General features: G+C 36.6%; 10 protein-coding genes and 1 tRNA gene. 7 read left to right on the top strand and 4 right to left on the bottom strand.

Annotated features, from left to right (window positions below):
- Window positions 1-125 precede the first annotated feature (125 nt).
- From JQC67_RS06385 to JQC67_RS06365, 5 genes are all read left to right on the top strand, one after another.
- Window positions 126-1,343, top strand: coding sequence for a FecR family protein (locus JQC67_RS06385; RefSeq protein WP_203251998.1), 1,218 nt, complete (start codon window positions 126-128; stop codon window positions 1,341-1,343).
- 70 nt (window positions 1,344-1,413) lie between these two features.
- Window positions 1,414-4,872 (top strand): SusC/RagA family TonB-linked outer membrane protein, encoded by a 3,459-nt coding sequence (locus JQC67_RS06380; protein WP_203251997.1) that lies wholly within the window; start codon window positions 1,414-1,416, stop codon window positions 4,870-4,872.
- Window positions 4,873-4,882: 10 nt separating this feature from the next.
- Entirely contained in the window at window positions 4,883-6,427 is a 1,545-nt protein-coding gene (locus JQC67_RS06375) for a SusD/RagB family nutrient-binding outer membrane lipoprotein (RefSeq protein ID WP_203251996.1), read from the top strand.
- Window positions 6,428-6,508: 81 nt separating this feature from the next.
- Window positions 6,509-7,618, top strand: a complete 1,110-nt coding sequence (locus JQC67_RS06370; protein ID WP_238934504.1) for a bile acid:sodium symporter family protein — start codon at window positions 6,509-6,511, stop codon at window positions 7,616-7,618.
- A 29-nt stretch (window positions 7,619-7,647) separates the two neighbouring features.
- On the top strand, window positions 7,648-8,925 hold the full coding sequence (locus tag JQC67_RS06365) for a mandelate racemase/muconate lactonizing enzyme family protein (RefSeq protein ID WP_203251995.1): 1,278 nt from the start codon (window positions 7,648-7,650) through the stop codon (window positions 8,923-8,925).
- 11 nt (window positions 8,926-8,936) lie between these two features.
- On the opposite strand, the gene JQC67_RS06360 is transcribed toward JQC67_RS06365, so the two are convergent.
- The gene (locus JQC67_RS06360; protein ID WP_203251994.1) at window positions 8,937-9,884 is read right to left on the bottom strand and encodes an RraA family protein; all 948 of its coding nucleotides are present in this window, start codon (window positions 9,882-9,884) and stop codon (window positions 8,937-8,939) included.
- A gap of 327 nt (window positions 9,885-10,211) precedes the next feature.
- On the opposite strand from JQC67_RS06360, the gene JQC67_RS06355 reads away from it, so the two are divergent.
- Both JQC67_RS06355 and JQC67_RS06350 read left to right on the top strand, forming a co-directional pair.
- Window positions 10,212-11,159, top strand: coding sequence for a sugar phosphate isomerase/epimerase family protein (locus JQC67_RS06355; RefSeq protein WP_203251993.1), 948 nt, complete (start codon window positions 10,212-10,214; stop codon window positions 11,157-11,159).
- The gene (locus tag JQC67_RS06350) at window positions 11,089-11,307 is read left to right on the top strand and encodes a hypothetical protein (RefSeq protein WP_203253205.1); all 219 of its coding nucleotides are present in this window, start codon (window positions 11,089-11,091) and stop codon (window positions 11,305-11,307) included. Before JQC67_RS06355 ends, JQC67_RS06350 begins: the two co-directional genes overlap by 71 nt.
- A gap of 256 nt (window positions 11,308-11,563) precedes the next feature.
- On the opposite strand, the gene JQC67_RS06345 is transcribed toward JQC67_RS06350, so the two are convergent.
- The 3 genes from JQC67_RS06345 to JQC67_RS06335 form a co-directional block, all read right to left on the bottom strand.
- Window positions 11,564-11,637: transfer RNA gene (locus JQC67_RS06345), tRNA-Arg, on the bottom strand.
- A 35-nt stretch (window positions 11,638-11,672) separates the two neighbouring features.
- Window positions 11,673-13,103, bottom strand: a complete 1,431-nt coding sequence (locus JQC67_RS06340; protein WP_203251992.1) for a c-type cytochrome domain-containing protein — start codon at window positions 13,101-13,103, stop codon at window positions 11,673-11,675.
- Between the two features lie 3 nt (window positions 13,104-13,106).
- Window positions 13,107-14,567 carry a DUF1501 domain-containing protein gene (locus tag JQC67_RS06335; RefSeq protein ID WP_203251991.1) on the bottom strand — a complete coding sequence of 487 codons (1,461 nt, stop codon included), beginning with the start codon at window positions 14,565-14,567 and terminating at the stop codon, window positions 13,107-13,109.
- Window positions 14,568-14,570: the final 3 nt, after the last annotated feature.

Raw genomic sequence — 14,570 nt, 5'->3', positions numbered from 1 at the left:
TCAAGTTTTGTAAGATTTAATAAAACTGTTTTGTTAAAAAAATTATTCCATGGGGTAAAAACAAATATTTCTTCTCTTACTATTAACAAAGCATTTTTCTTTATTACAAAAAGCATTGTATAAGCATGAAGTACACTCATTATTCAGAAGACGATTTTATTGTAGATGCCTATTTTCAAAAATGGGTTTTAAGACCAGATAATGAGACACAAAACTTTTGGGACAACTGGATATCAAAGCATCCAGAAAAAAAAGAAATTATTGAAAGTGCCGCACAATTTATAAGGCTGCTTGCTGATGATGATTCGAATGAATTACCTGATGAAGATTTCGATGTTATGTGGCAAAACATAATTAAAAAAAGAAATGGTGAATCAAGCAAACATTCTCAATTCAAAATAGCGCCTGGTTACATAAAGAATATAGTAAAAATTGCGGCAGTATTTATAGGAATTGTTGTGATTGCTTTAAGCGTATACCGGTATACAAACTTTAATACACATGAAGAAACATCTACAATAACCAATAGCGAAATAATACTAAAACTAGAAGATGGATCCATACAGGTTATAAATGAAACTTCATCAGAAGTAATTAAGAATGCACAAGGAGATAAAGTTGTTGCCCACAACAAAAACACCCTTACATATGAAGAAAGCAACTTAACAAAAAGAGAAACAACAGCGTTTAACGAACTTATTATTCCCTACGGAAAAAGGTTTGAACTTAAACTTTCAGATGGTTCAAAAGTAATATTGAACTCGGGTTCAAAATTGCGTTATCCGGTAGCATTTATTAAAGGAGAACCAAGAAATGTTTACCTAGATGGTGAGGCATATTTTTCTGTTGCAAAAAACAAAGAACAGCCCTTTACGGTAATTACCGACCAGATGAATACCCGAGTTTATGGCACAAAGTTTAATGTATCAAGCTACAAGAATGAGAACAATACCTCAACAGTTTTAATTGAAGGAAGCGTAGGTGTATACAATACAAATCAAGAACATGAAAATGAGCTAAAAAACATGAAAATTGAACCAGGCCAACGAGCTACAATCGAAAACAATGCAATTGAAATTGACCAAGTCAATGTAGATAAACATATAGCATGGGCACAAGGTCAGTTATTATTCATTAACGATGAATTTGAAGTTATTACTAAAGAGTTAGAAAGACATTTTAATATTAAAATAGATAATCAAGTACCACAATTACATAACAAACGATTTACTGGAACCTTTACCAAAGAGTCCATAAATCAAATTTTAAAGGTATTTCAAGAACATACCTCATTTGATTTTAGGATAAATGGAAACACAATTACTCTCAATGAAAAACTATAACCAAAACATTTTTCTATGGATAAAAAAAGTCAGTAACAGAAGTTAAATGAATACTTAAAATAACAACAAAATGAGAAACATATTAACCAACACAGCTGTTGTTAACCACAACACACTCTCAAGACTTAATCTAAAAGCAAAGCTTTTAGCTCTAATATTAATGGTCTCGTTTTTTCAATTAGAAGCAAAAACTGGAGAGATTCAGAAAACCAAAATTGACTTAGACAAAACAGAAGCCACTATTCTTGAGGTAATAGAAACAATAGAATCAAAGACTGAATTTAAATTTTTCTACAGCAAGGATGAGTTAAACCTAGACCGCAAAGTGAATATTCATGCCAAAAAACAAGGAATAGAAAAGATATTAAAAAAACTATTTACTGATGGCAAAACCAAATTTAAGGTTGTAGATAATCATATTGTTTTAACCCGAAACGAAACAATTGATTTAGAAAAAAAAGCATCGACTCTTGAAATTGATATTCAAGATCGCGATATAAGCGGAACAATAACAGATTCGAACGGTGCACCACTGCCAGGCGCCAGTATTCTTGTAAAAGGTACTAACACCGGTACCACATCTGACTTTGATGGTAATTATACCATAAATGTAGCTGGTGACAGTGCCATTCTGGTTTTCAGTTATATCGGGTTTACTGCCAAAGAAATTGCTGTTAATGGGCAATCAACCGTTAATGTTTCACTAGAAGAAAGTGCTCAAGCTCTAGGTGAAGTTGTTGTCACCGCTCTTGGTATTGAAAGAGATAGAAAAACACTAGGTTATGCTACAGCTAAAGTAGATTCAGATGAATTTGCCGTAAACCGTACTCCTAATTTTATGGATGCCCTTCAAGGCAAAGTTGCAGGGGTAAACATTTCTGGTTTAGGCTCTGGCCCCCAAGGAAGTAGTAAAATAAGAATACGGGGAATTTCATCTTTCGGAAATAACAATTCACCATTGATTGTTGTGAATGGGGTGCCAATTAACAACACTTCTTTTGGTGTTCAGGGTGATGCTGCCGAAGTGGGTAGCAATAGACGATCTGATAGTGGTGATGGCTTAAGTAGTATCAACCCAGATGATGTAGAAACAATGACCATATTAAAAGGCGCAGCAGCATCTGCCCTCTATGGCTCCAGGGCAAAAGATGGGGTAATAATGATAACAACTAAAAGCGGATCGAAAGATGGTGGAGTTGAAGTCACTTACAATGCAAATTACACAAATGGATCTCCTTTAGATTTCACAGATTACCAATACGAATATGGACAAGGTGAAGGTGGTGTTCGACCAAACTCCCCTTTTCCAAATACAGGTGTTTGGAGCTTTGGAGAACCCGTAGGTGGCACCCAAGTCCTCTTTGATGGATTAGTAGTACCCTACACTCCTACTCCAAATAAAATTAGAGATTACTATAGAAATAGCTCTACCTTAATGAATACTATAAGTGTTGCCTCCGGTGGTGAAAATGGTGGAATTAGTTTTTCCGCAGCAAATATGGATGCAACATCGATTCTACCTGGATCAGATTTTGCACGAAGAACTATTAACATGGGATTCTCGCAAACGCTAAATAAGTTTACAATTTCTGGAAATGTAAACTACTCTAATGAGGTACGTACCAACCCGCCAAACATTGCTGAGCAAGATTTTAGCCCAGTGGTTATTTACACACTTGCCTCAACCATGCCGCTTGATTTATTGCGTGAAAATTGCTGTGATGAAAACGGTGATGAAATACCTTATTCAAGATTTACAAATAGAACGAACCCGTATTTCGCTTTAAAAAGATTTGAAAATAATACGCGAGATAGAGTTTTTGGAAATATTACAACTAAATATGAATTTGCCGATTGGTTGTTTGCGCAAGCACGTATTGGTCAAGATTATTACATGCGTGATGTAGACTATAATTTACCAACCGGAAGTCAAAGACAATCTGATCCTCCACCTGGTTTTGTTAATGGTCAATATATTCAAGATCAGCGACGATTTAGAGAAGTCAATGTAGACTTTTTAATTAGCGCTAACAAGCAGTTTGGCGAGTTTGGAACCATGTTGAACTTCGGTGGAAATAAAATGTACCGCCGATCAGATGTGAATACCATTTTAGGTCAAAATTTTTATACCCGAGACTTATATACAATTGGAAACGCAAGTACAGTATCACCAGAATATACTCGACGTGAAGAAGAAATAAATTCATTATACGGTGCAGCTGAACTTTCGTACGGAGGTTTTTTATATGTAAACGCTACGGCTAGAAATGACTGGTTTTCTACTTTAAGTCCTGAAAATAGAAGTATTCTCTATCCATCCATAACGGGTAGTTTTGTTTTTAGTCAGGCATTAAAGATGCCCAGTTGGTTGTCTTTTGGCAAAATACGTGTTGCATATGCTGAAGTTGGTAGTGATACTGATGTGGGACCATATGCTGATAATTTGCCTTACAGAATCAATCCGTTGCAACTTTTAAGTCAACCTGTTGGTGGCATTAATACAAATACAATTCCAAATCCAAATTTAAAACCGATGCGCGTTGCTGAAAGAGAAATAGGTTTGGAAATGACTTTATTCAACAACTTAAGATTTGAAGCGTCTTATTATAACAAGTTGTCTTCTGATCAAATTCTTCAAGCACAAACTTCTGACGCCTCAGGTTACACAACCCGACTTATAAATGTTGGCGAAAGTAGAAATGAAGGAGTTGAATTATTTTTAGGAGTTAGTCCAATTCAAACAGATGACTTTTCTTGGAACACCTCAGCGAACGTATCGTATAACACCTCAGAAGTTTTGAGCTTAGGAGAAAATGTTGATGATAACTTTATTACAGTTGGAACTGCAGAATTTCATGGTGAATTAAGACAAGTAGTAGGCAAGCCAATGGCTCAACTTTATGGCTGGGGATGGCTACGTGATGATCAAGGGAATCAAATCTTTGACGAAAACAATGGATTTCCATTACGATCGGAAGAACAAATTGAATTTGGTTCAGCTTTACCCAAATGGGTCGGCGGTTTTACAAATAGCTTTAAATATAAAAACCTGACTGCATCCTTTTTGATAGATTTCAAACTTGGTCATAAGATGATTTCAGGAACACATATTAACGCTTATAGACACGGACTTGACAAAGCCACTTTAGTTGGTAGAGATGTCGGGTATGTTGTGGGTGATGGTGTAAATCTAGACGGAAGCGTTAATACTGCTCAAGCTGACATTCAAGGTTATTATCAAACTATTCGCTCTCATAGAGGATCCGAAGCATCTTTATTCAACGCTGGCTCATGGCAACTACGACAAGTTTCCATTGGGTATGATTTCACCAAGCATTTAGAAAGTGTCAAATTTATCAAGAGCCTCAAATTTGATATTGTATCGAATAATGTAGCGGTTCTGAAAAAATGGGTACCACATATCCATCCAGACCAAAATGGCATCATCGGCGATATGTTTACAGGTCTTGAAGCTACAGGCCTACCGATTACAAGGGATATCGGTTTTAATATGAACATTAAATTTTAAACCAAGAATTATGAAAAATATAATAAAATATATAACTGGAGCATTTTTGGTACTAACCTTTCTTGGCTCATGTGATGACGGTTTTGACGAACTCAACACCGACAAGGTACGTTTGATATCTATCGACCCTACCTATCAATTGAATACGGCTATCATAGAAGGAGCACCAACATATTACAATAGCCTTACCTATCAAACAACGATTGTACGGCAAATGATTACGCCTTTTGCTGGCGTTGGTACAGGTGCGAATCTCAATCAAGATAACCGAGCAGCAACCACTGAACTTTGGAATAGTGGTTATCGAACTACTCTTAAGAATCTAACAGATGGTATTGCCACTTTAGCTGAAGAACCTGAAAAAATAAATCTAATGTCCATGCTTCGTATATGGCGTGCTCATGAATTTATGATTTTAACTGACACTTATGGTGATGTGCCATATTTTGAGGCAGGCCAAGGATTTTTAGAACAGATTCCATTTCCGAAATATACACCGCAAGAACAAATTTATGACGATATACTAAAGGAACTTGACGAGGCTTCTACAGCATTAAACCCATCACAAGATGCTGTTAATCAAGAAGTAATGTATGCGGGCGCCGGAATTGGTGATAATATTTCTGCATGGAAAAGGTTAGGTAATTCTCTATTGTTACGAGCTGCAATGCGATTGGTTAAAGTTAATCCTGCCAAGGCTCAAGAATATGCCGCAAAAGCTATTTCGGCGGGAATTATGAACTCAAATGAGGATAACGCTTTGGTTCGTCATGACGCTAGTTTTAGAAACAACATTGGAACAAACCTAAATGGTGGTCAAGCTCCGTTTTATTATTTGGATAAAGAATTTGTTGACTTTTTACAGAATAATGATGATCCAAGACTTGCTGCCATCGCAGTACGATATGTGGGATCAGATTCTGAAGGCGGCCAAATACCTGAAAATGCGAATCGAGATCCATCAATTCAAATTGGAATGCCACAGGGTTTTGATAATACTACCATTGCTAGCCAAGTTGCCGCAGATGGTGTTGCTAGTCTTTTTGATTACAGCCAACTAGACAGAACTAGACTCGGAGCCCCTGAAGCACCCAATTTCTTTGTAACCTATTCAGCAACATTGTTGTTGCATGCAGAAGCTATCGTTCGCGGATGGGCAACCGGAGATGCAAATGCCGTATATCAAAGTGCGATTCGGGCAAACATGGAACAGTTTGCTGATTGGCCTGGAAATACGGCCATAGCCGAAGATGATATAACAACTTACTTAGCTGCGCATACATTGACACCCGGTTCAGAATTAGAAGAAATTAACAATCAATATTGGATTTCAACTTTTCTAAATGGTTCTGAAAGTTGGGCTAACTTTAGAAGAAGTGGCTTTCCTAATGTCTTGCCAAATCCATATCCAGGAGGTGAACTTAACACCGAAGCCTTTATTCGCAGGCTTACTTATCCCGATGGAGAGAAAACTGTTAACTCAGCAAACCTACAGGAGGCTATCAGCAGACAAGGACCTGACAACCTAGAATCTAGAGTATGGTGGGATCAATAAAACCATTTTAATTAAAAATCAAAACAATGGGTCATTTAGGTATAGAACTAAATGGCCCTTGTTTACTAAATAAATTAAAAATTGAAAAAACTAAGTATCTACTCCATTTCACTTGGCGCTGCAGCTATTTTATTTTTAATCATTCTTTGGAAAATAAGCATTGGTGACATTGCTAGTGCTGGCATCTTTTTTCTTGCCTTTTTCGCCACTTTAGCACTCGGGTTTAGTGGGTATAAATCTTTCAATGGGTTAGTCTTTACAACTATGATATTTGCAGGTGTTGCAGCGGCGTTGTATTACCCCTATTTATTTTTGGAAATTAATGGCTATAAATTGACTGGCTTAATAATTCCTTTGATTCAAATAATTATGTTTGGTATGGGAACCTCAATGAGTGTCAAAGATTTTGCGGCAGTATTTAAAACACCTAAAGGCGTATTTATTGGCGTTTCTGCCCAATTATTAATAATGCCTTTAGTCGGTTTTGCTTTAGCGAAAACCAGTGATTTTCCACCTGAAATAGCTGCCGGCATTGTTTTAATTGGATGCTCTCCTAGCGGAGTAGCCTCAAATGTCATGGCTTATTTAGCCAATGCCAACGTAGCTCTTTCAATTACAATAACCTCTATAGCCACACTATTAGCACCTTTTATTACCCCGGTGTTAATGAAATTGTTAGCAGGAGAATTTATTGAAATCAATGTTTTAACCATGATGTGGAGTATTGTCAAAATGATTATCCTCCCTATTGGTGCCGGATTATTATTCAATAAACTTAGAAAGGACAGTGCCAAATGGCTCGATAAAGCAATGCCTATAGTTTCAATGTTAGCAATAGGTATAATTATCACCATAATAACTGCAGCAGGAAGAGACAATCTAATAAAAATTGGAGGTATTCTAATGGTGCTAGTATTGATTCATAATCTGTTTGGCTATACCCTCGGATATTGGTACGCTCGCCTTTTCAACATGAACAAGCAAGATGCCCGAACTATTGCGATAGAAGTAGGAATGCAAAACGGTGGTCTAGCATCTGGCATTGCCAATTCACTAGGCAAGATAACTACCATGGGACTTGCACCAGCCGTATTTGGACCATTGATGAATATTACAGGATCCATTTTAGCATCATACTGGCACGGAAAACCTGTGAACACAGATTTAAAAAAAACACAAACAAATAACTAATAAAGAACAATTATTTAAATATGTAATTCATGAAAAATTCAAGAAGAGATTTTTTAACAAAAGCTGGCGCTACTGCTGCTCTATCAGCTATGCCATTAATTAATTATGGCAGCGAGTATGTAAATGCTATTGACACAACATCAAAATTATCTGCCCCGAAAGATTTAAAAATAACAGATGTAAAATGTGGATATATTCGTGGAGGTCATAGTCTTTTTGTAAAAATTTATTCAAATCAAGATATTGTAGGTCATGGTGAAGGTGTAGATGCAACCCCTGGAACCTATCATTTAGTAAAAATATTTGGTGATCGCTTAAAAGGAAAAAGTCCACTTAATGTTAACCGCCTTTTTGAAGATTTACGACGCAGAGGTTTTTTCGAAGGCGCGCAAGCAGGAATGTATATTGCGGTTTTAACTGCTATTGAAACTGCTCTATGGGATTTGGCTGGCAAAGCACTAGGTCTTCCAGTATACCAATTATTAGGAGGAAAATTTAGAGATAAAATTAGGGTATACATGGATACCGCATTATATCAAAATCGACTTCCTACTCCTGCAGATTTTGCTGCTTCGGCAAAAGAAGCTGTAGATATGGGATTCACTGCTGTTAAATTTGATTTAGACCAAGCCAATGATCCAAACAAATATGACCACTATAACTGGACAGCCAGCCCTGCTGAAGTGCAACGAATGTATGATCAAATGGCGGCTGCTCGAGAAGCAGTTGGCCCTAACATTGACCTCTGTGCTGATATGCATGGTAAATATGATACTACTTCTGGTGAACGGGTTGCAAAAGTATTAGAACCTTTAAACATGATGTGGTTGGAAGAGCCAATTCCTGCAGAAAATGTAGAAGCCTATAAAAAGATTACTGAGTCGACCAGCACGCCAATTTGTGCTGGCGAAAATCACTATTTAGCTCATGGTTTCAGACCATTATTAGAGGCAGGAGCAGTTGATGCTATCATGCCCGATCTTCAAAAAGCAGGAGGTCTAGGCGAAGGTCAACGCATTGCAAATCTGGCTAACTTGTATTACGTGCCATTTGCTCCGCACATGGTGGCTTCATATTTAGGCGCCATGGCTTCTTGTCATGTATGTGCTTCGGTTCCTAACTTTATGATCTTGGAATGGCAGATATATTTCCACAAAGATCCTAAATTCAAAGAAATCGTAAGTTATGACGGCCCCATGGTAGAAAATGGTTTTATTACTCTTTCTGAAAAACCAGGAATTGGCGTTGAAATTAATGAAGAAGGGATGCGAAAATATGCTGATAAAAACGTTCCTTTTTTTAAATAAAAAGGAACTATTTACCAAGTTCGTGTTTTAAGCAATTCTTTGATTTGCTCTTTTGAAACTGGAAGTTCGTCTATATGAGCATTCAGCCATTGCGAAAAATCTTTTTCGATTTCATCGGACCATCTAGTGTCAATTTGACCGGGTGTATATTTTTGCTCACGCAATCGCAAATGGCCAAACATATCACGTAGACGAACTACTTCAGAAGTTTTTACAACTTTTTCTGCTAAATGCGGTGGAATAAATATAACACCACCATCTCGTCCGAGAACTACATCACCTGGCATCACTGTCGCCATACCTATTCGTGTTGGAGTATTAATACCTACCAAAGTTGTATTCAAATCACCATCAGGATTATTCAGATGATGTGAAGGATGATACGTTCGAAAGAATGATGTAAATGAACCAATTTCCTTTAAGCCATCAATGTCTCTTATAGCGCCATCATAAACAATACCGTTACCAGTCTTAGCAAAAATTGAGTTACCTAAATTATCACCTATGGTGGGGCCATCTACATGTGCACCAAATTGATCAACAACATAAACATCGCCCTTAATTAGCATATCAATAGTCCAAGCATTTTGAGATTTTATACGGCCATCTTCGTTATGACCTCTTTCATCAATAACCCTATGAATATCTGGTCTACCTGGCATAAAAATGGCGGTTACCGCTCTCCCAACTAAAACACTATCCGGATTTATAGTATGCCAATCTTCCGCATATTGGTATTTAAAATTTGCACCTTTCAATACCGACCAAGCTTCTTCGAGAGTAACCCCTTTCATTCGTTTTAAAATATCATCTGACACATACGGACGACCATTTTCGGTACGCTCCCCTTTCCATTCAGGAGTCAAAAAAACAAGCTCATCTTTAGAAATTTCTTGTGAATACGTTGAAAAAGTAAAAAATAAAAAGAGTAAAGCAAAAGCTGGTTTACGTAATATCATGACATAGTTTTATTAAAGTACATTTTGAGTTTTACATTCAAAATACACTTATTAATTGCACAATTAAAATACTAAAAAATCAGAAGAAATTTCACTGATATAGTGCTTATTTTAAGCGTTTAATACAAAAAATAGTTATACTCTTAACAATTGTTTTTCAAGCTGTTTTTCCATATTTTTAAATAATCTTCCTTCACATCTTGAAGATAATAGTTTAGTCGGCTCAAAAACTCTCACCGACTTATTATGCGATAAGTAAATTGAGCTTTATTCAAATATAAATATTCATAAAGCAGTAGAAAATAAAAACACGAAACCAATCTAATCATGAAATCTAATACGCGAAGAAAATTTCTTAAAAATGCCGCCATTCTGCCCATTGGCATGACCTTAGAAAATGTACCATCTCAAAACACAAACGAATCAAAAAAAATTCATTCAGCTGCTTCAAATGCCAAAATCAAATTAAGCCTTAATGCATGGTCATATAACGTACCACTATACAAGCATATAAATGGCGAAGAAGGTGGGATGAGCCTTTTTGATATGTTAGATGAGTGTGCCCGACTAGACTTCGATGCTGTAGACCCAACAGGATATTTTTTTCCTGGCTATCCAGAAGTGCCAAAAACCAAATTTATAAACGAATTTAAACGAAGAGCTTTTCAACTAGGTCTCGCAATTAGTGGTACAGGAATTAGAAACGATTTTGCATCGGCAGATAAAGTTAAAAGAAATGCTGATATAGCCTTAGCTAAACGATGGATTGAAGCAGCAGCACAAATGGGTGCCCCGGTTTTGCGTGTCTTTGCAGGTACGCAGCCTAAAGAACATACTTGGGAAGAAACGGCAAGCTGGATGTCGGATGCATTAGCTGAATGTGCAGAACATGGTGAAAAACATGGTGTATTTGTAGGGGTACAAAATCATGGAGGCATGCTAAAAAGTGCTGATGAAGTTTTAAAAATTTTAAACATGGTTCAATCTGATTGGTTGGGTACAATTGTCGATACTGGTTATTTTTTGACTTCGGATCCGTATGACGACATTAAACGAGTAATTCCACATGCTGTGAATTGGCAAGTGAAAGAATTACTAAAAGACAGAAAGGGTAGTGAAATTGACTTGAATAAACTGGTCGAAATTATTCGTGCATCCAACTATAGGGGCTACGTGCCTATTGAAACGCTACCGATGATTGGTGATGAAGATAATTATGATGCATATGCCCGAGTACCTGAATTTCTTGACAAATTACGCAAGGCGGTTAAGTAAATTATTAAACGGCGGTCATGATGATGAGAAAGCTGCAATAAACATTAATATCTATCAATGGTATATTGACAATAATGTTGATATTATTCAAACCGACAGACCAGAATTATTAATAAACTTTCTCAGAAGTAAAGGTTTGCATAATTAATACACAAAGATTGCTATTCTGCATTATAGCATCTAAAAAGTAAAGCATAAAAAAACCGTTCATAAATTGAACGGTTTTTTTGTTTATTAAGTGATGGCACTAGGATTATATATCCTAACAGCAATCTCCTTTGCAAATAAGAAACAATATACTTTCGTATTTGTTTTTAGTTTTATAAAAAGATTTTGAACAAGTTCAATCTTTGTATAAAACTAAAGAACCATCCACTAAGAGGCGGATGGTTTCTTGAGTGAAGTGATGGCACTAGGATTCGAACCTAGGACCGCCTGCTTAGAAGGCAGGTGCTCTATCCAGCTGAGCTATGCCACCATTTTTCAAATGTGGGTGCAAATTTAGTAAAAATTCTAGATTTTCGGCACCGAATCTTTAGCTATAAAAAAAGTTTCTACTTCTTGGTCAATTCCATCACTTATATAGATGGCTGGATTTTCAATTTTAAGATTATTTATTGCCCCTTTTGTAAACGCACTTCTCCCTATATAAAGGCTTTTCAAGCTAGGTAAGCTTGAAAGTGATTCTAAGCTTTTATCTGTTATGTTTGTTTCAAAAACTTTTAAAAAATTTAAACTGCTAAGTGTATTTAGTACTAAAATTTCAGCATCACCTACAGGAGTTTTGTCAATTTCTAACCTTTCAAGGTTTTTACAAGTTGCTACAAACTCCATTTCTTCCATTGACAATGGCAGACTGCTTAAATCAAGTTCAACTATATTTTCTGCCACGCGTTTTAAATTCGTAACTAAGCTAGCGTCATATGTTGGTGGTTTAAACACATCAACACTTAATGCATTTACATTACTCGCAATTCGGCGGATGGTCAAATAATCTGACGAAATATTTTGCAAGGTACTATCAGCTATTTCAGGCAATTTTTTCCATTTCTCTGCTCGATCAGGCTGCATTAGACCAGTTATTAAACCTGCAAGTGATTCTGATTTTGGCAATTGTTCAAATCTTAAAGTATCTGAAGCCCCCAATGCTATCCAACGCTCTAGGATTTGAATTTCATTAGAATTTAATTGCTTTTTGCCTTCAGGAGGCATATGTTCTTCATCTTCTAATGACAAATGCAATCTTTTAATAAATTCACTTTCATCTACATTTCCCGGTATAACAGTATTCCCTACTTCACCTCCAGCCATAATTCCGTCTAAAGATGTTAATAACAATTCACCTTTTTTCTTATTCGGATTATGACATGAGACACATTTATCATCTAATATTCGACTTACAACATCCTTATAAATCAATGGATTTTCTGGAATTTTCTCTTGCCTTTTCTCTATAGGTAGCGCTAAGAAATCTTCACCATGCGTAACCATTCCACCATAATGACCAGTAAACAACACAAAACCAATGATAACAACTTGTATAACTTTAAGAATAATTTGATTATTGATTGTAATGCCATCCAACCAAAACCAGAATGCTGCTGACAATGCCAATGCCCCACCTAACCATTGATGCCACTGTAACAAATCACCTTTTACGCCTGATTCCTTCCCAAGAAAAAAACCAGAAATGGCTGTTATCAATGTTAAAAGCACCGTTACTGTAAACAATAGATTTGGTATTTTCTTATTAGCTAATCCTAAGAAAACACAAATAGATAAGAGCACTATTGGAAAATGTAACACCAGAGGATGCCATCGACCAACCCATGCTACTAGTCGTGGTAGTACGATATATGAATCAAAAATCAAACAAAAAATCAGAAACAGCGAAAGGCCAAAAATGACATAATCAACCCATTTATTCTTAGCGAAATCTATCATTAGTTATGCTAAAAGATCTTTAATAACATTACCTGCAACATCAGTCAAACGAAAACGCCGCCCTTGATATTTGTATATAAGTTGTTCATGATTAACACCCATTGTGTGCATTAATGTGGCGTGAAAATCATTTATGTGAACAGGATTTTCTACTACATTATAACCAAAATCATCTGTTTGACCATAATTGAGTCCGGGTTTAATTCCGCCACCAGCCATCCAAATACTAAAGGCTCTTGGGTGATGATCTCTACCATAATTTTCAGGATCAAACTTACCTTGAGCGTAGTTACTTCTGCCAAATTCTCCGCCCCATACTACTAAGGTATCATCTAACATACCGCGTTGTTTTAAATCTAAAATAAGAGCTGCTGAAGCTTGATCTACGTCTTTAGCTTGACCTTTCATTTCGTTATGTAAATTACCATGCTGATCCCAACCTTGATGGTACAATTGTATAAATCGCACACCATTTTCTGCCAGTCTACGTGCCTGTAACGCATTTGCGGCATATGTACCAGGCACTTGACAATCTTCACCGTACAAATCTATTATTGATTGAGGTTCTTTAGAAATATCCATCACATCAGGCACCGACATTTGCATGCGATACGCCATTTCATATTGTGCAATTCGAGATTCTATTTCATCATCACCAGTATCTACATGATGCAGTTTATTCAATGAAGATACATGATCTAATAAATGACGTTTATCAGAACGCGACAGTCCGTCTGGATCATTTAAATAGAGTACTGGATCTTTCCCAGAACGCAAAAGCACCCCTTGATGTTTAGAATCTAAAAATCCGCTTGACCATAATTTTGAATACAAGCCTTGGCTATTTCCCTTACCACGCGAGGTTAGCACAACAAATGAGGGTAAATTCTTGTTTTCACTTCCTAAACCATAACTCATCCAAGAACCCATACTTGGTCTGCCTGATATTTGACTTCCGGTTTGAAAAAATGTGATGGCAGGGTCATGATTTATAGCTTCTGTATGCATACTTCGCACCACAGTAATTTCATCTGCTATTTTTGCTATATGTGGAAAGAAATCACTAATCCAAGTTTGACTTTCACCGTGTTGTTTGAAACCAACTTTAGGCGGCATGAGGGGAAACTTATCTTGCCCCGAAGTCATACCTGTTAATCGCTGACCATTTCTAATTGAATCGGGTAAATCTTCACCCATACGTTCACGCAAAACTGGTTTATAGTCAAATGTTTCGAACTGAGATGGTGCACCCGCTTGAAATAAATAGATAACTCTTTTCGCTTTGGGCGCATAATGTGGAATACCCAAAGGTTGTGATAAAATATTGTCAGTTGACCCCTTAAATAAATCTGGAATCAACAACGAACCCAAGGCCAATGAGCCCACACCAACACTCAATTGCGAAAAAAAATGTCGCCGGTTAACTTTTAATGGATCTTCAGATTTGTTTTTATCCTTCTTCATAAT

Origin of the sequence: Aurantibacter crassamenti, from assembly GCF_016811105.1 — a bacterium.
In the GTDB taxonomy this organism is placed as follows: domain Bacteria; phylum Bacteroidota; class Bacteroidia; order Flavobacteriales; family Flavobacteriaceae; genus Aurantibacter_A; species Aurantibacter_A crassamenti.
This window is presented reverse-complemented; position numbering and strand designations above follow the sequence as displayed.